Origin of the sequence: Pseudonocardia adelaidensis, assembly GCF_039543345.1 — a bacterium.
Taxonomy (GTDB): Bacteria; Actinomycetota; Actinomycetes; order Mycobacteriales; family Pseudonocardiaceae; genus Pseudonocardia; species Pseudonocardia adelaidensis.
Map to the genome: position 1 here is coordinate 73,296 of NZ_BAABJO010000031.1, position 20,361 is coordinate 93,656.

19 protein-coding genes are annotated in these 20,361 nt (G+C 72.6%); 10 read left to right on the plus strand and 9 right to left on the minus strand.

What is annotated here, in order from left to right; all coding sequences use genetic code 11:
* The 4 genes from ABEA81_RS31980 to ABEA81_RS31995 are packed head-to-tail and all read left to right on the plus strand — an operon-like array spanning position 1 to position 5,202.
* Positions 1-654: a GntR family transcriptional regulator gene (locus tag ABEA81_RS31980; protein ID WP_345610296.1), complete on the plus strand. Its 654-nt coding sequence runs from the start codon at positions 1-3 to the stop codon at positions 652-654.
* A complete protein-coding gene (locus ABEA81_RS31985; RefSeq protein ID WP_345610298.1) occupies positions 651-2,729 on the plus strand; it encodes a hydantoinase/oxoprolinase family protein in 2,079 nt (692 codons plus the stop codon). Before ABEA81_RS31980 ends, ABEA81_RS31985 begins: the two co-directional genes overlap by 4 nt.
* A complete protein-coding gene (locus ABEA81_RS31990; protein ID WP_345610300.1) occupies positions 2,729-4,591 on the plus strand; it encodes a hydantoinase B/oxoprolinase family protein in 1,863 nt (620 codons plus the stop codon). The genes ABEA81_RS31985 and ABEA81_RS31990 overlap by 1 nt, the downstream gene beginning before the upstream one ends.
* Positions 4,588-5,202 carry an isochorismatase family protein gene (locus ABEA81_RS31995; RefSeq protein ID WP_345610302.1) on the plus strand — a complete coding sequence of 205 codons (615 nt, stop codon included), beginning with the start codon at positions 4,588-4,590 and terminating at the stop codon, positions 5,200-5,202. Before ABEA81_RS31990 ends, ABEA81_RS31995 begins: the two co-directional genes overlap by 4 nt.
* Before the next feature lie 69 nt (positions 5,203-5,271).
* On the opposite strand, the gene ABEA81_RS32000 is transcribed toward ABEA81_RS31995, so the two are convergent.
* The 5 genes from ABEA81_RS32000 to ABEA81_RS32020 form a co-directional block, all read right to left on the minus strand.
* Positions 5,272-5,958, minus strand: coding sequence for a glycerophosphodiester phosphodiesterase (locus tag ABEA81_RS32000; protein ID WP_345610304.1), 687 nt, complete (start codon positions 5,956-5,958; stop codon positions 5,272-5,274).
* Entirely contained in the window at positions 5,955-7,283 is a 1,329-nt protein-coding gene (locus tag ABEA81_RS32005; protein ID WP_345610306.1) for an ABC transporter substrate-binding protein, read from the minus strand. The genes ABEA81_RS32000 and ABEA81_RS32005 overlap by 4 nt, the downstream gene beginning before the upstream one ends.
* Positions 7,280-8,146 carry a carbohydrate ABC transporter permease gene (locus ABEA81_RS32010; RefSeq protein WP_345610308.1) on the minus strand — a complete coding sequence of 289 codons (867 nt, stop codon included), beginning with the start codon at positions 8,144-8,146 and terminating at the stop codon, positions 7,280-7,282. Before ABEA81_RS32010 ends, ABEA81_RS32005 begins: the two co-directional genes overlap by 4 nt.
* Positions 8,143-9,087: a carbohydrate ABC transporter permease gene (locus ABEA81_RS32015; RefSeq protein WP_345610310.1), complete on the minus strand. Its 945-nt coding sequence runs from the start codon at positions 9,085-9,087 to the stop codon at positions 8,143-8,145. The genes ABEA81_RS32010 and ABEA81_RS32015 overlap by 4 nt, the downstream gene beginning before the upstream one ends.
* A gap of 319 nt (positions 9,088-9,406) precedes the next feature.
* Positions 9,407-9,769 carry a hypothetical protein gene (locus tag ABEA81_RS32020; RefSeq protein ID WP_345610312.1) on the minus strand — a complete coding sequence of 121 codons (363 nt, stop codon included), beginning with the start codon at positions 9,767-9,769 and terminating at the stop codon, positions 9,407-9,409.
* A gap of 60 nt (positions 9,770-9,829) precedes the next feature.
* On the opposite strand from ABEA81_RS32020, the gene ABEA81_RS32025 reads away from it, so the two are divergent.
* Positions 9,830-11,284: a lipopolysaccharide biosynthesis protein gene (locus tag ABEA81_RS32025; RefSeq protein WP_345610314.1), complete on the plus strand. Its 1,455-nt coding sequence runs from the start codon at positions 9,830-9,832 to the stop codon at positions 11,282-11,284.
* Here ABEA81_RS32025 and ABEA81_RS32030 read toward each other — a convergent pair.
* Together ABEA81_RS32030 and ABEA81_RS32035 are read right to left on the minus strand one after the other, a co-directional pair.
* Complete coding sequence (locus ABEA81_RS32030; RefSeq protein ID WP_345610316.1) at positions 11,251-12,024, minus strand: DeoR/GlpR family DNA-binding transcription regulator; 774 nt, start codon at positions 12,022-12,024, stop codon at positions 11,251-11,253. The two genes, ABEA81_RS32025 and ABEA81_RS32030, sit on opposite strands and share 34 nt — an antisense overlap.
* A gap of 39 nt (positions 12,025-12,063) precedes the next feature.
* Positions 12,064-13,020, minus strand: coding sequence for an NAD(P)H-dependent flavin oxidoreductase (locus tag ABEA81_RS32035; protein WP_345610318.1), 957 nt, complete (start codon positions 13,018-13,020; stop codon positions 12,064-12,066).
* Between the two features lie 147 nt (positions 13,021-13,167).
* On the opposite strand from ABEA81_RS32035, the gene ABEA81_RS32040 reads away from it, so the two are divergent.
* Positions 13,168-13,617 carry a pyridoxamine 5'-phosphate oxidase family protein gene (locus ABEA81_RS32040; protein WP_345610320.1) on the plus strand — a complete coding sequence of 150 codons (450 nt, stop codon included), beginning with the start codon at positions 13,168-13,170 and terminating at the stop codon, positions 13,615-13,617.
* Positions 13,618-13,671: 54 nt separating this feature from the next.
* Here the strand turns inward: ABEA81_RS32040 and ABEA81_RS32045 are convergent, their stop codons facing one another.
* Together ABEA81_RS32045 and ABEA81_RS32050 are read right to left on the minus strand one after the other, a co-directional pair.
* Positions 13,672-15,087, minus strand: coding sequence for an amino acid permease (locus ABEA81_RS32045; RefSeq protein WP_345610321.1), 1,416 nt, complete (start codon positions 15,085-15,087; stop codon positions 13,672-13,674).
* Positions 15,088-15,110: 23 nt separating this feature from the next.
* Positions 15,111-16,034, minus strand: coding sequence for a proline dehydrogenase family protein (locus ABEA81_RS32050; RefSeq protein ID WP_345610323.1), 924 nt, complete (start codon positions 16,032-16,034; stop codon positions 15,111-15,113).
* A gap of 97 nt (positions 16,035-16,131) precedes the next feature.
* On the opposite strand from ABEA81_RS32050, the gene ABEA81_RS32055 reads away from it, so the two are divergent.
* The 4 genes from ABEA81_RS32055 (at position 16,132) to pruA (ending at position 20,315) form a co-directional block, all read left to right on the plus strand.
* Complete coding sequence (locus ABEA81_RS32055) at positions 16,132-17,706, plus strand: PucR family transcriptional regulator (protein WP_345610325.1); 1,575 nt, start codon at positions 16,132-16,134, stop codon at positions 17,704-17,706.
* Between the two features lie 52 nt (positions 17,707-17,758).
* Positions 17,759-18,100 carry an ArsR/SmtB family transcription factor gene (locus tag ABEA81_RS32060; RefSeq protein ID WP_345610327.1) on the plus strand — a complete coding sequence of 114 codons (342 nt, stop codon included), beginning with the start codon at positions 17,759-17,761 and terminating at the stop codon, positions 18,098-18,100.
* A complete protein-coding gene (locus ABEA81_RS32065) occupies positions 18,097-18,564 on the plus strand; it encodes an SRPBCC family protein (RefSeq protein ID WP_345610329.1) in 468 nt (155 codons plus the stop codon). Before ABEA81_RS32060 ends, ABEA81_RS32065 begins: the two co-directional genes overlap by 4 nt.
* A gap of 125 nt (positions 18,565-18,689) precedes the next feature.
* Positions 18,690-20,315, plus strand: a complete 1,626-nt coding sequence (gene pruA, locus ABEA81_RS32070; protein ID WP_345610331.1) for an L-glutamate gamma-semialdehyde dehydrogenase — start codon at positions 18,690-18,692, stop codon at positions 20,313-20,315.
* Positions 20,316-20,361 lie beyond the last annotated feature (46 nt).

Genomic DNA, 20,361 nt, shown 5'->3' on the forward strand with positions numbered 1-20,361 from the left:
GTGACCTCCACCGAGCGCGCGCTGGCCGCGCTGCGGGAGCTGATCCTGCGCGGGCAGTTCACCGCGGGCGCGCGGCTGGGCGAGGTCGAGCTGGCCGAGCGGCTCGGGGTGAGCCGCACGCCGGTGCGCGAGGCGCTCACCCGGCTCGCCGCCGAGGGGCTCGTCGAGCTCGTGCCCAACCGCGGGGCCCGCGTCGCGAGCTGGAGCGTCGCCGAGCTGGAGGGCGTGTTCGACCTGCGCTCCGCCCTGGAGCCGCGGCTGACCGGGCTCGCCGTCCCCCGTGCACAACCCGCCGACGTCGCCGCCCTGGAGGAGCTCGCCGCGGAGATGCTCACGGTCGGCCTTCCCGGCCCGCACCAGGACCTCGATGCGCTCGTCCCGCTCAACCGCCGCTTCCACGGCCGCCTGGTCGTGATCGCCGACCAGTCCGCGCTCGCCACCGCGCTGGCCGGGGCCATCCACGCCCCGATCCAGCTGCGCAACTTCCGCGCCTACGACGAGGCCTCGCTGCGCCGCAGCCTCGCCCACCACGTCGAGATCGTCGCCGCGATCCGGGCGGGCGACCCGACGTGGGCGCGGGCCGTCATGACCGCCCACATCCACAACGCCCGCGCGGTGATGCTGCGGGCGGCCCGCGAGCAGGAGGCTTCATGAGCGAGCGTGCGAGCGAATCATCGGCGCCCAGTTACCGGCTCGGTGTCGACGTCGGCGGCACCTTCACCGACGTCCTCCTCGTCGAGGAGGCGACCGGCACCACGTGGCGCGCGAAGACCTCCTCCACCCCGGCCGACCAGTCCGTGGGCGTGCTCACCGGCATCGGCAAGGTGTGCGCAGAGGCCGGCATCGCGCTGTCCGACGTCGCCCAGGTGCTGCACGGCACCACGGTCGCGACCAACGCGATCCTCGAGGGCAAGGGCGCCACCGTGGGCCTGGTCACCACGAAGGGATTCCGGCAGGTCCTGCAGATCGCCCGCTCGTTCGTGCCGGGCGGCCTGGCCGGCTGGATCATCTGGCCGAAGCCGGAGCCGCTCGCGGCGCTGGAGAACACCGTCGAGGTCGACGAGCGCATCGCCTCCGACGGCAGCGTGATCCGGAAGCTCTCCGATGCGGACGTCCGCGAACAGCTCGGACGGCTCGCCGGGATCGACGCGCTCGCCGTCTCGCTGATCAACTCCTTCGCCGACCCGGCCCACGAGCGGCGGATCGCCGAGATCGCGGCGGAGGTGCTGCCGGGCGTGCCGGTGTCGCTCTCCTCCGACGTGCTGCCCGAGCTGCGGGAGTACGAGCGCACGGTCACCACGGTGGCCAACGGCTACGTCCAGCCGCAGGTGAAGCGCTACGCCGAGACGCTCGCCGGCACGCTCGCCGACGGCGGGGTGGCGGGCGAGCTCGCGATCCTGCGCAGCGACGGCGGCCTGTCGTCGGCGGCCGCGGCGATCGGCGCGCCCGTCACGATGCTGCTCTCCGGGCCGGCCGGCGGCGTCACCGGCGCGGTGTGGACCGCCGAGCAGTGCGGTGTCACCGACCTCATCACGTTCGACATGGGCGGCACCTCCACCGACGTCGCCCTCGTGCAGGGCCTCACGCCGCGGATCGGACGCGAGACGAAGGTCGGCGACCTGACCGTGCGCGCCTCCAGCGTCGACGTGCGCACGGTCGGCGCGGGCGGCGGCTCGATCGCCCACGTCCCCGAGCTGACGAAGGCGTTGCGGGTGGGCCCGCAGTCCGCGGGGGCCGACCCCGGCCCGGCCGCGTACGGCAAGGGCGGCACCGAGCCGACGGTCACGGACGCGAACGTCGTGCTCGGCTACCTGCCCCCGACGCTGGCCGGCGGCGAGATCACGCTCGACGTCGACGCGGCGCGGACGGCGGTCGGCACGGTCGCGGAGGCGATGGGGCTCCCGAGCCCGGAGGCCGCCGCGGCCGGGATCGTCGACATCGTCAACGAGAACATGCTCGGCGGGCTGCGGCTGGTGTCGGTGCAGCAGGGGTTCGACCCGCGCGACTTCGCGCTCGTCGCGTTCGGCGGGGCCGGGCCATTGCACGCCAACGCGCTCGGGAGGCTGACGGGGGCCTGGCCGGTGATCGTCCCGCCGTCGCCCGGCGTGCTCTGCGCGCTCGGGGACGCCACCACGTCGGCGCGCAGCGAGTCGGCCCGCACGGTGCTGCGCAGGTTCGCGGACCTGACCTCCGAGGACCTCGCGGCGATCCTGCGCGAGCTCGCCGCCGAGGCGGGCGCCCGGCTGGCCGAGCAGGGCGTCCCCGAGGCCGAGCAGACCACCGCGTTCCAGGTGGACGTGCGCTACCACGGCCAGGGCTTCGAGATCCCGGTCGACGTCGCCGACCTCGGCGAGGACGCGCTCGGCGCGCTGGCCGCCGCGTTCGACGCCGAGCACGAACGGCTGTTCTCCTTCCTGCTGACCACCGACCACGAGCTGGTCAACGCCCGCGCCACGGTCACCGGTCCACGCCCGCAGGTGGCCGCCACCCACCTCCCGGACGGCGACGGCGACCCGGGCGCGGCGCTCGTCGACACCCACCCGATCCACGTGTCGGGCGAGTGGGTCGACGCCCGCGTCCACGACCGCACGAAGCTGCGGGCGGGCGACGTCGTCGCCGGTCCGGCGATCGTCACCGAGATGGACTCGACCACCCTCGTGCTGCCCGGCCACGCGGCCACGGTGCACCCGTCCGGCAGCCTGCTGATCCGGCCGGAGGAGGCCCCCTGATGGCCCGCATCGTCGAGACCGCCACCGGCGAGGTGGAGCGCGTCGAGGTCGACCCCGTCACGCTCGACCTCATCGAGAACGGGCTGCGCAACGCCCGCTACGAGATGGACGAGGTGCTGTTCCGCACCGCGCTCTCGCCCGGCATCCGGGAGCAGCACGACGAGTTCCCGCTGATCGGCGACCCGAGCGGGAAGATGGTCGTCGGCCAGTTCGGGCTGTCGGTGCCCGACTTCCTCGATGGGTTCGAGGGCTCGATCGAGGAGGGCGACGTCCTGCTGACGTCGGACCCGTACGCGTGCGGTGCGGCGATCAGCCACGCCAACGACTGGCTGCTCGTGATGCCGATCTACCACGGGGGCCGGGTGGTCGGCTGGGCGTCGATGTTCGGGCACATGTCCGACGTCGGCGGCAAGACGCCGTGCTCGATGCCCACCGACGCGCGCACGATCTACGAGGAGGGCGTGGTGATCCCGCCCTTCAAGCTCTACGCGAGGGGCGTGCTCAACGAGGATGCCCTCAAGATCATCCTCAACCAGGTGCGGATGCCGGACTGGAACCGCGCCGACCTGAACGGCCTGGTCGCCGCCTGCCGCACCGCCGGACGCCGGGTGGTGGAGATGTGCGAGCGGTTCGGCACCGCCACCTACCTCTCGGCGCTCGACGCCCTCCTGCAGCGCAACCACGACGCGATGAAGGTGCTGCTGCACGCGGTCTTCGAGGAGGGCCGCACGCTCAGCTTCACCGACTACATCTGCGACGACGGCGTCGGCAACGGGCCCTACGAGCTGAAGATGTCGCTCACCCGCACCGGGGACAAGGTGCACATCGACTTCACCGGGTCGAGCCCGCAGGCCGCGGGCCCGATCAACTACTACATCAACGAGAACCTCACCCGGATGTTCTTCGGGATCTACATGATCACCGTCGCCGACCCGCAGATCCTGTGGAACGACGGGTTCTACCCCCTGATCGACGTCACGATCCCGGACGGCTCGTACTGGAAGCCGAAGCACCCCGCGTCGCTCAACGGGCGCAACCACGGCGTCGGGCGCGTGTTCGACCTGTTCGGCGGCCTGCTCGGGCAGACCAACCCGGCCCTGCTCAACGCGGCGGGCTTCTCCTCGTCGCCGCACTTCATGTACTCGGGGCACTACTCGTCCGGCGAGCGGAAGGGCGAGTGGTTCCAGCTGTACTCGATCGGCTTCGGCGGCATCCCCGGCCGTCCCCTCGGGGACGGCCCGGACGGCCACTCGCTGTGGCCGAGCTTCGTCAACATCCCGTGCGAGTACCTCGAGTCGTACTACCCGCTGCGGATCGAGAAGTGGGAGACGGTCGCCGACACCGGCGGGCCGGGCCTGCACCGCGGGGGCAACGGCGTCGACGTCGCGTACGTCTTCGAGGAGCCGGGAACGATCGCGATCCACGACGACCGCTGGCTCACCTACCCGTGGGGCGTGAACGGCGGGCACCCGGGCGCGCGCGGCACGAAGTGGATCGAGCGGGCGGACAGCACGCGCCAGGTGCTCCCGTCGAAGTGCCACGACGTGCCCGTCTCGCCGGGCGACGTGCTGCACTTCGTCACCTGGGGCGGCGGCGGGTGGGGCGACCCGCTCGAACGCGACCCCGCGCTGGTGGAGCTGGAGGTGCGCCGGGGGCTCGTCACCGCCGAAGGCGCCCGGCGCTACGGGGTGGTCGTCGGCGATCCGGCGGCCACGGAGGCGCTGCGTGCCGAGATGCGCGCCGCGCGCCCGGCGGAACTCCCGGTGTTCGACATGGGCCCGCCGATCGAGCAGCTCCTGGAACGGTGCGAGGAGGAGACGGGGCTGCCCGCCCCGAAGCGCCCGGTCTGGACGGACGCATGAGCGGGCCGCACGGCAGCGCGTTCTCCGGGCGCGTCGGGTGGGGCCGCCGGCCTGCCGTCATCGTGGTCGACCTCGTGCGCGCCTACACCGAGCCGGACGGGCCGTTCGCCCTCCCCGAGCCCGGCCCCGCGGTCGCCGCCACCGCGCGGCTGGTGGACGCGGCGCGGGCGGGCGGCCACCCGGTCGTCTGGACCGTGGTGCGCTACTCCCCCGGCCTCGCCGACGGGGGCCTCTTCGTGCGGAAGGTGCCCGCGCTCACCGCGTTCGCGGAGGACGCCGACGGCGGCTGGGGCGAGCTCGCGCTGAAGCCCGGCCCCGGCGAGCCGGTGGTGGTCAAGCAGTACGCGTCGGCGTTCTTCGGCACGTCGCTCGCGGCCACGCTGCACGCGGGCGGGGTCGACACGGTGGTCGTCACCGGCGTCTCGACGTCCGGCTGCGTGCGCGCGACCGCGACGGACGCGCTGAACCACGGCTTCCGCCCGCAGGTCGTGCGCCAGGCCTGCGCCGACCGGTCGCCGGAGCTGCACGACAACAACCTCGCGGACCTGGACGCGAAGTACGCCGATGTGGTCGACCTGGAAGAGGCACTCCCCCACCTGGCGCCCACCTGACGCCAGCATGGTGGCCATACTGCCGTCTTGTGCCAGTAAAGCCACCATGCTGGCACTCGGGGGAGGCCCTCAGCTCGCGTGCACGAGGCCGCGGAGCCGGTCCGGGTGATCCGTCGTCACGCCGTCCACCGCGAGCTCCACCGCCGTGGCCAGGGCCTGCTCGTCGGGCACCGGCCAGGCCGTGACGTCGAAGCCGCGCTCGTGCAGGTCGGCCACGCCGTCGACCGTGAGCCCCGCGATGCCGCACAACGCGGTGCCGGCACCCGCGGCCGTGGTCCGGGCGACGATCTCGGCGAACGCCGGCGTGCGGCCGAGGATGAGGCCCGTCCCGATCTCCGGCAGCTCCTCGCGGACGGCGAGCAGGATCTCCGCGTGGGACGACGTGACGAGGGTGCGCCGCGCCAGGTCCGGGTCGGCGCGCAGCGACTCGGCGAGCACCGGCACCGCCGCCTCGGCCTTCACCTCGGCCTGGAACCGGACGTCCACGGCGGCCACCGCCTCGGCCCACGTCGGAACCTGCTCGCCCAGGCCCGCGTCGAGCGCGCGGACCTCGTCGAAGGTCATCTCCGCCACGGCACCGGAGCCGTCCGTGGTGCGGTCGACCGTGGCGTCGTGCAGCACGACCATGCGGCCGTCGGAGGTGACGCGCAGGTCGAGCTCGATCTCGTCGCACCCCTCCCGCACCGCACGGCGGAACGAGCGCAGCGTGTTCTCGGGCTCGCTGCCCATGGCGCCGCGGTGCCCCGTGATGATCATGCCCGGACCTTCTCCTCGTACTGGCGCCGCACCTCGTCGGCGATCGACTCGAGCCTGCGGGCCGCGGACCCGAAGACGGTGCGCGGGTCGGCGTTGTCGGCGTAGATCTGCTGCAGGCCCGTGTAGATCGCGACGTTGGCGTTGCGCCCGTAGAGGCGGATCGCGTCCTGCTGGCGGGCCTGCGCCAGCTGCGCGATCGCCACCCCGTAGTTGGGTTGCTGTGCGATGAGGTCGACGAGGGCCTGCTCGCGCCGCGCCGCCTGCACGACGGGGAGGTAGCCGGTCTCGGTGGTCCAGCGGGCCGAGATCTCGGGCCGGGCGAGGAAGGCGATGAACGCCGCGGCGGCCTGCTTGCGCTCGGCGGTGGCGTTGCGCATCATGCCGATCCCGCCGCCGCCCGTCGCCACGCCGGACGCCACCTCCGCCGGCACGAACCCGGCACCCACCTGGAACGACGCCTTCTCCGTCACGGTGCGCAGCGCGCCTGTGCTGTCCTGCGCCATGGCCACGAGCCCGTTGGCGAAGTCGGTGGTGACGCTGGTGGCCATGTAGCCGTGGCCGTCCTGGACCATCCGCCGCTGCCACTCCCCCGCCGCGACGGCGCCGTCCTCGTCGATCGTGACGTCGAGCCCGTTGGAGTAGGCGCCACCGAACTGCCAGACGTTGCCCTGGAACTGCCAGTCGCCGTCCACCTTGATGAACGCGAGGCTGCGCAGCGACCTCCCGGCGTACTGCACGCCGGCCAGCGCGGGCGCCCACTCCCGCAGCTCGCTCCACGTCGCGGGCGCCCGGTCCGGGAGCCCGGCCTGCGCGAACGCGTCGCGGTTGAAGTAGAGCAACGGCGTGCTGCGGGCGAACGGGATCCACCAGCTGTGGCCCTGCAACACCCCCTCGGCGAACAGCTTCGGCTCGTACACGCCGGCGGCGAAGCCGGGCCGGAAGTACCCGTCGAACGGCTCCAGCGCGTCGTTCAGGTAGAACCGCTCCCACGTGACGTCGGAGAAGATCGCGATGTCCGGCACCTGCCCGGCGATCAGCGATGCGGCCACCTTCTGCGCGGTGTCGTCGTAGGTGCCCTGGAACTGGGGCTCGACGTAGACGTCGTCCTGCGCGTCGTTGAACAGCGTGACGATCTCGCCGAGCACCTTGCCGTTGCGGCCGCTGTAGGAGTGCCAGAACACGACGCGCACGCGCCCGGCGTACTGCGCGGGGACGGCACCAGCGGGCTGGGCGTACTCGGCGTCCGGGGAGCGGAAGCCGCACCCGGCGATCCCGGCGGCACCCGCGACGCCGAGCAGTGCCAGGAAGGAACGGCGGGTTCTCATCCCTTCACCGCCCCGGCCGTGATGCCGCCGACGATCCAGCGCTGCGCCACGAAGAAGATCAGCAGCATCGGGGCCAGCACGAGTGCCGTGCCGGCCATGATCGTGCCCCAGTTCGTCGGGCCCTCCTGGTCCTTCAGGAGCAGCAGGCCGACGGGCAGCGTCCGCATCTCCACGGTGTTGGTGACGATCAGCGGCCAGACGAACTGGTTCCACTCCTCCACCGCGGTGATCACGAGCACCGTGATCAGCATCGGGCGGGACATCGGCAGCACCACCTGCCAGAGGGTGCGCAGGTGCCCCGCGCCGTCCGCGGACGCCGCGTCCGTCACCTCGCGGGGCAAGGTGAGGAAGTGCTGGCGCATCAGGAACGTGGCGAACGCGGAGCCGATGCCCGGGATGATCAGCCCGGCGTAGGTGTTGATCCAGCCGAGGCTCGCCACCGTGAGGTAGTTGGGCAGCAACGTGACGTGGCCCGGCACCATCATCGCGCCCAGCACGCCCATGAACAGCACGTTCTTGAACGGGAACCGCAGGTACACGAACGCGTACGCGGTGAGCACGGCGTTCGCGACCTTGAGCGCGGTACCGGCCACGGTCGTGACCGTCGAGTTGAGGAAGAACATGTCGAAGGGGGCGGCGTGCCAGGCCAGCCCGAAGTTCTCCCAGGTGAGCGCGCTCGGCCACCACTCCGGCGGGGCCTGGTAGATCTCGTCGGCCGCCTTCAGCGACGTGGTGAGGAGCCAGTACAGGGGCCCGAGGAACACCGCGGCCACGCCCACCAGCACGACGTACTGCACCGCGCGCACGGATCGCGGCGTCTGCTGCGGGCGGGCCGGGGCGGTCCGTTCCAGGGTCGCCGTCATCCGACGTGCACCCGCCTCTCCATGATCCGGACCTGCACCGCGGTGACGATCAGCAGGATGACGAACATGATGATCGAGATCGTGGCCGCCCTCCCGGCGTCGAACGCCTCGAAGCCCTCGCTGTAGATCGCCCAGCTGAGCGTGGTGGTCGCGTCGCCCGGGCCGCCGCTCGTCATCACCGCGATCACGTCGAACGCCTGGAACGTCCCGATCACCGTGGTGATCAGGAGGAAGAACGTGATCGGCCGCAGCTGCGGCAGCGTCACCCGGCGGAAGCGGGTCCACGCGCCCGCGCCGTCGATCAGGGCGGCCTCGTCGAGCTCGCGCGGCAGGCCCTGCATCCCGGTGAGGTAGATCAGCCCGGCGAAGCCGATGTTCTTCCAGAGGTAGACGATGACCAGGGCGAGGAGCGCGCCGTCCGAGTCGTTGACCAGGTTCGGCGCGGTGATTCCGAGCGGGTCGAGCAGCACCCGCACCAGCCCGTAGCCCGGGTCGAAGATGAACAGCCACAGCGTGGCCACGGCCGCCCCGGAGAGCACGTGCGGTGCGAACGAGAGCGTGCGCACGAACCCGCGGCCGGCCAGCGGCAGGTTCAGCAGCACCGCGAGCGCCAGCCCGATCACCACGCTGCCGGCCACGATCAGCCCCGTGAACACCGCGGTGGTCCACAGCGTCTGGTGGAAGGCCGGGTCGGTGAGCGTGCGCGCGTAGTTGGCCAGCCCGACGAACGTCGGCCGCACGGCGATCATGTTCCACTCGGTGAGGCTGAGGTAGGCGTTGTAGAGGATCGGCCAGTACGCGAAGACCGCGATCACGATCAGGTTCGGCGCCACCATCAGCGCGAACAGCCCGTACTCCCGCAGCGGGCGCGGAGGTGCGCTCGGGGTCGGCCGCGCGGACGCGTCCGGAAGGGCCCGGACGGACTCGCCGACAGCGGTCATGCCCGCCTCCTCGTCGTGGTGGGCGTCACGGGCGGGGAAGTTATCACTCGATCGTGGTTTCGAACAGTCCGAGGGTGTGAACTTCGCCGGTAGTTCACAAATCCACTGCGGCTGCGGGCCGTTCCGGCCACTCGATCGATCAACATCGCGGGGGCGGGCAACCTCCGGCCCCGGCCGTACGTCATCCTGACGTGGGCGCAACGGGTATTGCGCTCACGGCCGGTGATGGAGGATGCGCATGAGCGTCAGGAGATCCGCCGCGTGAAGGTCGTGCTGCTCTGCGGTGGGTACGGGTGGTGCCCGTGAGGCAGGCTCGCTGTCAGGCCCCGGCCTCGGCCCGTCCGCGCGTGCCCTGCAGGAGCGTGGACACGCGCTGGCGGCTCACGCGGAACAGCTCGCCGATCTTCGTGATGCTGACGTCCTCGCGCTGCAGCGCGAGCGCCTCCTCCCGGCGGAACCTGCTGCCGAGCTCGCCGAGGTCGTCCAGCACCTGCGTGATCGTCTCGATGACGAGGGGCGGCTCCTCCGTCGAGACGATCTCGTACCAGGACGCGCCGTTCCGGCGGCGCTCGATCAGCTCCTCCGCGCGGACGGATGCCGCGCCGAGGGCCGTGATCGTGCGCTCCAAGCCCGCTCTGAGCTCGACCAACGCCTGGACCGCTTCATCGGTGTCCCCGGTCATCCTCACCGACCTTTCTGTCCGATCTCCCACGATCATGCCCTCGCGAGCGGATTCGGGCCGATGACTCGTCCCGGAACGCCGGCGGGGGAGCCGGACGCGTGTCCCACGGTGCCGTTCGGCCTGCCGGCACACCCGCCGCGCTGGGGCAACCTCGCGCTCGCCGACCTGCGGACGCAGCCGATGACGATCGTGCCCCCGGCCGCGTGCTCCGGCGAGAAGTCCGGTGCGGGCGAGGGCCTCGCGCTGTCCATCAGCTCCGCGCTCGGCGCACTCGCCGGGCTCGCCAGCTGGCTCATCGCCGCACGCCTGCTCCCCCAAGCCGACGTCGGACTCGCCGCCGCCGTCGTGTCCGCGTTCATCCTGATCGCCGGGATCACCCAGCTCAACCTCGGCCTCGGGTTGATCCGCTGGCTCCCGGTGGCGGGCTGCCACGCCTCACCCCTGGTCTGGCGCAGCCTCCTCCTGATCATGCCGCTGTCCGCGGTCGTCGGCCTCGGATACGTGGTGTTCGTCCCGGACCTCGCCCGGACCGCCGCCGGCGCGGACGGGCCGCTCCCCCTCGGCATGTGCCTGTTCGCGCTGGCCAGCGCGGGGTGGGGGGTGTTCATCGTCCACGACTACATCCTCGTGGCGATCGGGAAGCCCTGGTGGACGGTGTGGCGCAACGGCCTGTTCGCCGTCGTCCGGATCACGCTGCTGCTGGTGCTCGGCACCGCGTTCGGAGCCCAGGGGGTCGTCCTGTCCTGGGTCGGCCCGATCGTGGTCTGGATCGCCGTCGGGTCCCTCGTCCTTCTCGTCGTGGTGCGCCGGTTCGCCCGCCGGTCGCCCGGCTCGGGCGTGATGCCCAGCCGCTCCGAGGTCGTGGGCTTCCTCGGCCCGACCGCAACCGCCCAGGTCGGCTACACCCTGCTGCTCAACCAGGTGCCGCTCGTCGTCATCCTGCGGTTCGGTCCCGAGGCCGGAGCGGCGTTCTTCATCGCCTGGCAGGCCACCATCGTCCTCGAGACCGCGGCCAACTACTACATGCACCCGCTGTCGGCGAGGTGGGCCCGTGAACCCGGACGCGGCGCCGAGCTCACCAGCTCGTCCCGGCGCAGCATCCTGAAGATCTTCCTGCCGCTCCTCACGCTCGGCGCGGTCCTCGCCGGGCCCGGCCTGTCCATCTTCGGACCCGGCTACGCCGCGGCCGCCGACATCCTCCGGTTGCTGCTGCTCGGGCTCGCCTTCCGGCTGCTCGTCGTGCACGAGCTCGGCGTCCGGACCGCTGCGGGCCACGGCATGGCCTACGCCCGCCTCCACATCGCCAGCACCCTGCTCGTGCTGGTCGTCGCGCTCGTCGTCCCGGCCTCACCCGACCCGGATCCGAACGGTGTCGGCGCCGACCTCCTCCCCGTCGCCCTCGGGTACGTCGTCGTCCAGGTCGCGTGCGCGGCGCACGTCGTGCTGGTCCGGCTGCGGGAACGGGCACGGCGCGGCGGCGCTCAGACCGGCACGACCTCCACCGCCGCCCCCTGATCGCGGAGGGCGGCGACCTGCTCCGCGGGCGCCTGGTCGTCGACCAGTACGAGGTCGAAGTCGGTGAGCGGGGCGAGGCGGTGCAGCGCGGTGCGCCGCAGCTTGGCGTTGTCGATCAGGAGCACCCGCGTGCGCGCCGCGCGCAGCATCGCCCGCTTGACCAGCACGATCTCCTGCTCCTGGTGGTAGGCGTGCGTCGATGAGACGGCGGAGACGCTGCAGAGCAGCAGGTCGGTCTGCAGCGCCTCGACGGCCTCGGCACAGGGCACTCCGCCGAACGAGTCGTGCGTGGGCGAGTAGATGCCGCCGAGGACGACCAGCTGGACGCCGGGCATCGCGGTGAGCAGCGAGACGGCCGGCAGGAAGTTGGTCGCGACGGTGAGCGGCGTGACGTCCTCCAGCAGGCGGACCACGGCGAGCGCGCTGGTGGAGTCGTCCAGCATCACCGACATCCCCGGCTCCACCATGGTGCGGGCCCGCCGGGCGAGCGCCTGCTTCTGCACCTGCGCCGTGTTGAGGCGGTACGCCACATTGCTCTCGAACACGCTGGTTGGCTGCGCGGTGACCCCACCCCGGTACTTGCGCACCACGCCCTGGCGCTCGAGTGCGTCCAGGTCCCGGTGCACCGTCATCAGGCTGACGCCGAACGCCTCCACCAGCTCGTGCGCGGTGGCGGTGCCGTGCTGGACGACGTACTCCGCGATCTCGGTCTGCCGGCGAGCCGGACGTCGGGTCGTCATGTCGACCCCTTCAGTGCTGCCTGCCGTCACCCAGCCATCTCACCAGACGCGCAGGAGCGCCTCGGCCCCTTCGGCCAGCTCCCGCACGACATCCTCGGCCGGCCGGACGGCGGTGACGTGCTCGACGCCGCCGCCCGCGTACAGCGCCATGGCGTGGATCATGCCCTGCACCTCCTTGTGCGGCGGCATCCCCGCGCGCGGCGGGAGCTGCTGGTCACCGACGCCGCCCACGGTCTCCCCGTCGACCGCCTCCACCGCCGCGATCGCGGAACGGAGCACGCGTGCGCGCGGCAGCGTGGCACACATCGGGCACTCCGCGAACCCGTCGGTGATCTCGGTGCTCTCCGGGCCCGCGGCGAGCAGCGCCAGGACGTACTCGGGGTGTGCCCCCGACTCCGGCGTCGCGAGGAACCGGGTACCGACCCGGGCCCCGGACGCGCCCGCCGCGAGCACAGCGGCCAGCGCACGCGGCTCGGCGATCCCGCCCGCGGCGAGCACCGGCACGTCCACCGCACGCAGCACGGCGGTGAGCAGCGGCAGCAGCGCCGTGTCGCCGCGGACGTGCCCACCCGCCTCCCGGCCCTGCACCGTGACGACGTCCGCTCCCGCCTCGACCGCGAGCACGGCGTCGGGCAACGACCCGACCTGCCAGTTCACCAGCGCACCGCCCTCGTGCGCCGCCTCGACGAGCTTGGCGTGCGGGGCGTTCCAGAAGAAGTCGACCATCCGCGCCCTGGCCCCCGCGACCGCGACCGCGGCCGGGTCGACCTGCTCGGTGACGAAGTTGACGGCGAGCGTCCCCGCGCCCGCGTCCATCCAGGGGTCCAGCTGGGCGGCGAGCGCCTCCGGCTCGGCTCCGATCGGCGCGCTGACCGTCCCGACGCCGCCTGCCCGCGCCACCGCGAGCGCGAGACCCGGCGGGGCGAGCTGCCCCATCGGTGCCTGCTGGATCGGGACGTCGCAGCCCACGAGCTCGGTGAACCGCGTGCTGAGCATCGGTGCCTCCTCGGTCCGGGACACCCCAGGATGGCGCGGATCGGCCCGAGTCATCCACAACTTCCACCGAACGGCCACGGGATGGGCGGCCCACCTCAGCACCGAGCGGCGGGGTGCACCCGGTCCGAACGGGTGCAGACTGTGTCCGTGACCGTTCCCGATCTGACCCCGGTCCGCCGATTCGTCGGCCGCGACCACGGACTCGCGAGCGTCAGCATCGTGCGGGCCGACGGCACGCCACACGCCTCGCTGGTGAACGCGGGCGTGCTCGAGCACCCGCTCACCGGACGACCCGTCGTCGGGTACGTCACGTACGGCCCGGTGAAGCTGCGGTCCCTGCGCGAACGCCCCGCGACGTCCATCCTGTGGCGGGCCGGCTGGGAGTGGATCGGCGTCGACGGCCGAAGCGGGCTGATCGGCCCCGACGACCCGGCCGACGGCATCGACGCCGAGGGCCTTCGCCTGCTGCTCCGGGCGGTGTTCACCGGCGCGGGCGGCACCCACGACGACTGGGACGCCTATGACCGCGTCATGCGCGAGGAGCGGCGGGTCGCGGTTCTGATCGAGCCCGAGCGGGTGTACGGCACCTACTCCTGAGCCGTACCCGCCCGGGCTCCCCGTGTCCCCCGAGCCGCGCGGGGCCCGACCGCGTCAGCGGGCCGCGAGCCGCGAGCGGCGCATGCCGTAGCCGAAGTAGACCACCAGCCCGATCAGGAACCAGACGACGAACCGCAGCCACGTCACCGGATTGAGGAAGCTGATCAGCCAGAGCGAGAACAGCACGCCGACGGCGGGCACTACCGGCATCCCCGGGCAGCGGAACGAGCGGGGGAGGTCGGGCCGCCGGTAGCGCAGGACGATCACCGCGACGCATACGACGACGAAGGCGAGCAGGATGCCGATGTTCGTCAGCTCGGCGGCCTCGCTGATCGGCAGGAACCCGGCGATCGCCGCGGATACGACGCCGAGGACCCAGGTGATCCGCGTCGGCGCCTTGCGTTCGGGGTCGGTCTTCGAGAACCAGGCGGGCAGCAGCCCGTCGCGGCTCATCGCGTAGCCGACGCGGGAGGCGCCCATGAGGAACGTGAACAGCACGGTGAGGATGCCGAAGATCGCCCCCGCCGCGATGATCGCGCCGAGCACCGGGAGCCCGACGGACGCGAACGCCGCGGAGAACGGCGCGTCGGTGTTGATGTCGCGGTAGTTGACCATGCCGGTGAGCACCAGGCAGGCGAGCACGTAGAGCACCATCGAGATCGCCAGCGAATAGACGATCGCCTTCGGCATATGGCGCTGCGAGTCCTTCGACTCCTCGGCCGCCGTGCTCATCGCGTCGTACCCGAACACGGCGAAGAACACCGTGGCGGCACCGACGAACGCGCCGGACAGCCCGAACGGGGTGAACGGGTTGTAGTTGGCCGGGTCGATGTGGAAGACGCCGACCACGATCACCAGGGCCACGACGGCGACCTTGAGGTACACCAGGAACGTCTCGAACCGCGCGGCGCTGCGCATGCCCAGGTTGAGCACGAACGCGATCAGCAGGCACAGCAGCGCGGCGAACAGGTCGAGGACGTAGCTGCCCGGCGCGACCCCCCCGGACTCGGTGCCCGGTGCGCCGAGCATCCAGGTCGGCAGCGAGACGCCGAGGAACCCGAGCAGGTCCCCCAGATAGCCCGAGATTCCGATCGCGACGACCGACACGATCGCCGTGTACTCCAGCAGCAGGTCCCACCCGATGAACCACGCGGCGAACTCCCCGAGCACCACGTAGCCGTACGTGTAGGCCGAACCCGCCTTCGGGATCAGGCCGGCGAACTCGGCGTAGGAGAACGCCGCCGCCGCGCTCGCGATGCCCGCCACCAGGAACGAGATCACCACCGCGGGCCCGGCGGTCTCGTTCGCGACCACCCCGGCGAGGGAGAAGATCCCCGCCCCGATGATCCCCCCGACACCGATCGCGGTGAGCTGCCAGAGCCCGAGCGTGCGCTCGAGGCCGCCGCCCCGCACCTCCTCCACGTCGTCGATGGGCTTGCGACGCAACAATGCGTTGCCCGGTGCGGTCACCGCGTCCTCCTCGAATCGAGCCCTCAGCCGCGCGTCAGCAGCGAACGCGCGAAGAACACCAGGTTCGCCGGCCGTTCCGCCAGCCTGCGCATGAAATAGCCGAACCACTCCGTGCCGTAGGGCAGGTAGACGCGCACCCGCAGCCCGCGCGCCGCGAGGTCGGTCTGGGCGTGCGGGCGCACGCCGTAGAGCATCTGCAGCTCGTAGCCGTCGACGGAGCGCCCGGCCCGCTGGGCGAGGTGGCGGGCGATCGCGACGAGCCGCGGGTCGTGCGTCGCCACCATCGGCAGGCCCCGCCCGGCCATGAGGATCTTGAGGCACCGGACGTAGGACAGGTCGACCTCGGCGGCGCTCCGGTATGCCACCGACTCCGGCTCGTCGTAGGCACCCTTGCACAGCCGCACCCGGGAGCCGGGCCCGGCGAGCTCCCGGCAGTCCGCCTCGGTGCGATGCAGCTGGGACTGCAGCACCGCGCCCACCCAGGGGAAGTCCACCCGCAGGTCCCGCACGGTGGCCAGGGTGGCGTCGGTGGTCGTGTGGTCCTCCATGTCGACGGTGACGGTGGTGCCCACCGCGGCCGCCGCCTCGCACACCTGCCGCGCCGACTCCAGCGCGATCTTCTCGCCGTCCCGCGGCAGCCGCTGCCCGAACGCCGACAGCTTCACCGACACCTCGACCCTGTCCGCCAGCCCCTCGTGCCCCAGCCGCCGCAGGAGCGTCAGGTACGCGGCGACGTTCGCCTCGGCCTGCGCGCGCTCGGTGGTGTCCTCGCCGAGGTGGTCGATCGTGACGAGCCGGTCGGCCGTGATCCGGCGCGCGGCAACGATCGCCGCGGCCACCGTGGTTCCGGCGACGAATCGGTCGACCAGCGCGTCGAACGGCCCGGCCTCCACGGCCGCGCGGACGGCGCCCGACCGGGACGCTGCCAGCAGGGTGCTGCGAAGCATGCGGTGGACCGTAGATCGTGACGGTTCCCGCAGGCTCGTCCGAGCGGACAACGTTTCCGCACCGTCCTGGTGCAGCTCGACAGCTACCCTCCGGTCCATGGACACCACGCTCCGCCGCCTGCTCGCCGCGATCGGCGAGCCGCTGGTGGAGGTGGCCGCTGCCCCGGCCGGGCTCGACGTCCCGCTCACCGGGCTCGCGATCGTCGACCCCGACGACGAGCCCGACCGGTACCCGGGCCAGCTCGTGCTGGTGATCGGGGTGCGGGGGCGGGCCGCGACCGCCGCGCTGCGGGCAGCGGCGCGGCGGGGCGCGGCCGCGGTGGCGGTGAAGGCGGGCGGCCCGGCGGACGTGCTGCGCGCGGCCGCCATGGACGCAGGTGCCGCGCTCCTGCTGGTGCGGCCGGACGTGCGCTGGGAGCGGCTGGAGTCGCTCGCGCGCGACGTCCTGCACGAGGGCGGGCCGGCAGGCGACGACGGGTCGGGCGATCTGAACTCGCTCGCCCAGACGGTCGCGCTGCTCACGCGCGGCGTCGTCAGCATCGAGGACACCGCGAGCCAGGTGCTCGCGTACTCCCGCTCGGACGCCGACGCGGCGCAGGTCGACGAGCTGCGCAGGCTCTCGATCCTCGGCCGTCAGGGGCCCGCCGACTACCTGCGGATGCTGCGCGAGTGGGGCGTGTTCGACCGGTTGCGCGACAGCGAGGACGTCGTGCACGTCGACGAGCACGCCGAGCTGGGCATCCGGCGCAGGCTCGCGATCGGGATCCACGCCGGCCACCGCCAGCTCGGCACGATCTGGGTGCAGGAGGGCGCGGAGCCGTTCGCCGAGCGCGCCGCGGAGGTGCTGGTCGGCGCGGCGCGGGTGGCGGCGGGCCACCTCGTTCGCCGCCGCAGCCAGCAGGCGCCCGGCGGCCGGTGGGAGCGGGACCTGGTGGCCGGCCTGCTCGACGGGCGGGCGAGCCCGGATCTGGTGGCCGGGACGTTCGGGCTGAACGAGGACGCGGGTGCGCTCGTCGTCGCGTTCGCCGTCCGCGACGCCGACGCCGCCTCCCAGGAGCTGGTCGTCGCCGAGCTCGTCGAGGTCGTCTCGGTGCACGCGGTGGCCCACCGGCGGGCGGCGCTCTCCGCCGCGGTCGGGGCGCGGGTGTACGCGGTGCTGCCGGACGTCCACGGCACGGATGTGGTCCGGACGCTGTGCGCCGAGGTCGTCAGCGCCGCCCGGCGCCGCAGCGGCATCCGGATCCAGGCGGGGATCGGGTCGCCCGCGGCGCGGCTCGCCGGCGTGCCGGACTCCCGCCGCGAGGCCGACCGGGTGCTCGACGCGATGGCCGAGGGGCAGGACGTGGCGGTGTTCGGCGAGATCCGCGCCGAGGTGCTGCTCACCCAGACCCTCGGGCTGCTGGCGGCGAACCCGGACCTGCGCGACCCGGGCGTGGCCCGGCTGGTCGAGTACGACCGGGAGCACCGCACCGACCTCGTCGCCTCGGTGGTGGCGTGGCTCGACGCGATGGGCGACGTCCGCGCGGCCGCGGAGCGGCTCACCGTGCACCCCAACACCCTGCGCTACCGGGTGCGGCGAGCCACGGCGATCGCCGGTCTGCGGCTGGACGAGCCGCGGGCCCGGCTGGTGCACCACCTCCAGCTGCTGGCCGCGGGCCGCGGGCGCCCCTGACCCGCGAAGGCACCGCTTGACAGGACCACCGGGCCCCGCAACACTGAACTATATGGTTCAGTGTTCGGACGGGCTCGACGACTCCTTCCGGGCGCTGTCCGACCGGACCCGCCGCGGGATCCTCGAGCGCCTGGGTGCGCGCGAGGCGTCCGTCAGTGAGCTCGCCGGGCAGTTCGGGATGACGCTCACGGGGATGAAGAAGCACATCGCCGTGCTCGAGGAGGCGGGGCTGGTCCGCACGGAGAAGGTCGGTCGGGTCCGGATCTGCCGGATCGGCCCGCGCCGACTGGAGGACGAGACCGCGTGGATCGCGCGGTACCAGGAGATGCTCGAGGCCCGGCTCGACCGGTTGGGCGCGTTCCTCGAGCGCACGAAGGGAGAGCCAGAGCCATGACGAACGCAACGATCACCACCCCGGCCGAGCGGGAGATCCGCATCGAGCGCGTATTCGACGCCCCGATCGCGCGGGTGTGGCGGGCCTTCACCGACCCGGAGCTGGTGGCCCAGTGGTGGGGCCGGGGCAACAAGCTCGAGATCGTGCGCATGGAGGTCGAGCGCGGCGGGCACTGGCGGTTCGTCGAGCACGGGCCGGAGGGCGACCACGGGTTCGAGGGCCGCTACCGCGAGGTCACCCCGATGGAGCGGGTGGTGCAGACCTTCGAGTGGGACGGCATGCCGGGCCACGTGGCGGTCGAGACCGCCGAGTTCACCGACCTCGGCGACGGGCGCACGAAGGTCACCAGCACGTCGCTGTTCCACACCGCCGAGGAGCGCGACGGGATGCTGAACTCGGGCATGGAGATCGGGCTCAACGAGAGCTACGCCGCGCTCGACGAGCTCCTCGCCAGGCTGCCCTGAGCAGCCGCCGCAGGCTCGTCCGCCCGGACAACGCGAGCACCGAATCGTTGTCCCCGCGGACGAGCCTGCGGCAGGCGGGGCTTCCTAGGGTTCAAGGCACCTCCGACCCTGGGGAGTCCCCTGCTATGGACGCGATCACCTCCACTCCGGTCCCGCGGAACGAGCCGGTGCGCGACTACGCGCCGGGCTCACCGGAACGCACGAGCCTGCAGGCCGCCCTCGCCGAGATGGGCGGGACGCACCACGACCTGACCGTCACCATCGACGGCCGGCAGCAGATGGCGGGCGGCACGCCGTTCGACGTCGTCGCGCCGCACGACCACGCGCACGTGCTGGGCACGTCCGCGAACGCCGGGCACGGCGAGGCGAAGGCCGCCGTCGAGGCGGCGCTGCGGGCCGCGCCCACGTGGCGTGCGCTGCCGTTCGAGGCGCGGGCATCGGTGCTGCTGCGCGCCGCCGACCTGCTCTCCGGGCCGTGGCGGGGCCGGCTCAACGCCGCCACGATGCTCGGTCAGAGCAAGACCTGCTACCAGGCCGAGATCGACTCCGCGTGCGAGCTCGCCGACTTCTGGCGCTTCAACGTGGCCTACGCCCGCCAGATCCTGGAGAACCAGCCGAACAGCGGCCCGGGCGCGTGGAACCGGATGGACTACCGGCCGCTCGAGGGCTTCGTCTACGCGATCACGCCGTTCAACTTCACGGCGATCGCCGGGAACCTCCCCACCGCCCCGGCGCTGATGGGCAACACGGTGATCTGGAAGCCGTCGCCGACGCAGACGCTCGCCGCGTGGCACATGATGCGCCTGCTGGAGGAGGCGGGCCTCCCGCCTGGTGTGATCAACATGCTCACCGGTGACGGCCGTGAGATCTCCGAGGTGCTGCTCGCCGACCGGGCGCTCGCCGGGATCCACTTCACCGGCTCGTCCGCCACGTTCCAGCACCTGTGGCAGCAGGTCGGCGCGAACATCCCGCACTACGCCACCTACCCGCGGCTGGTCGGCGAGACCGGCGGCAAGGACTTCGTCGTGGCGCACGCGTCCGCGGACGTCGACGTGCTGCGCACCGCGCTCGTCCGCGGCGCCTTCGAGTACCAGGGCCAGAAGTGCTCGGCGGCCTCGCGGGCGTTCGTGCCGCGCTCGGTCTGGACGCGGCTGCGCGACGACCTCGTCGACGAGGTCGAGGCGCTGTCGATGGGCGACGTCGAGGACTTCGGCAACTTCCTCGGCGCCGTGATCGACCGCAGGGCCTACGACAAGGTGACCACGGCGATCGAGCGCGCCCACTCCGACCCGGGGCTCGAGGTGGTCGCGGGCGGCACCGCCGACGACGCAACCGGCTTCTTCGTGCGCCCCACGATCGTCCTCGGCGGCGACCCGGGCCACGAGATGTTCTCGACCGAGTACTTCGGGCCGCTGCTCGCCGTCAACGTGTACGAGGACGCGCAGTTCGAGCAGGTGCTGGAGCACGTCGACCGCGGCGCGCCGTACGGGCTCACCGGCGCGGTGATCGCGCAGGACCGGGCTGCCATCGAGACGGCGTCGAAGGCCCTGCGATTCGCCGCGGGGAACTTCTACGTCAACGACAAGCCGACCGGCGCCGTCGTCAGCCAGCAGCCCTTCGGCGGCGGGCGCGCGTCGGGGACCAACGACAAGGCCGGCTCGATCTACAACCTGCTCCGCTGGGTGAGCCCCCGCACGATCAAGGAGAGCTTCGTCCCGCCGAGGGTGAGCCGCTACCCGCACCAGGGCTAGTGCGGTGGCCACGGACGTTGCCGGGACGGACCCGGTGAACGTTCAT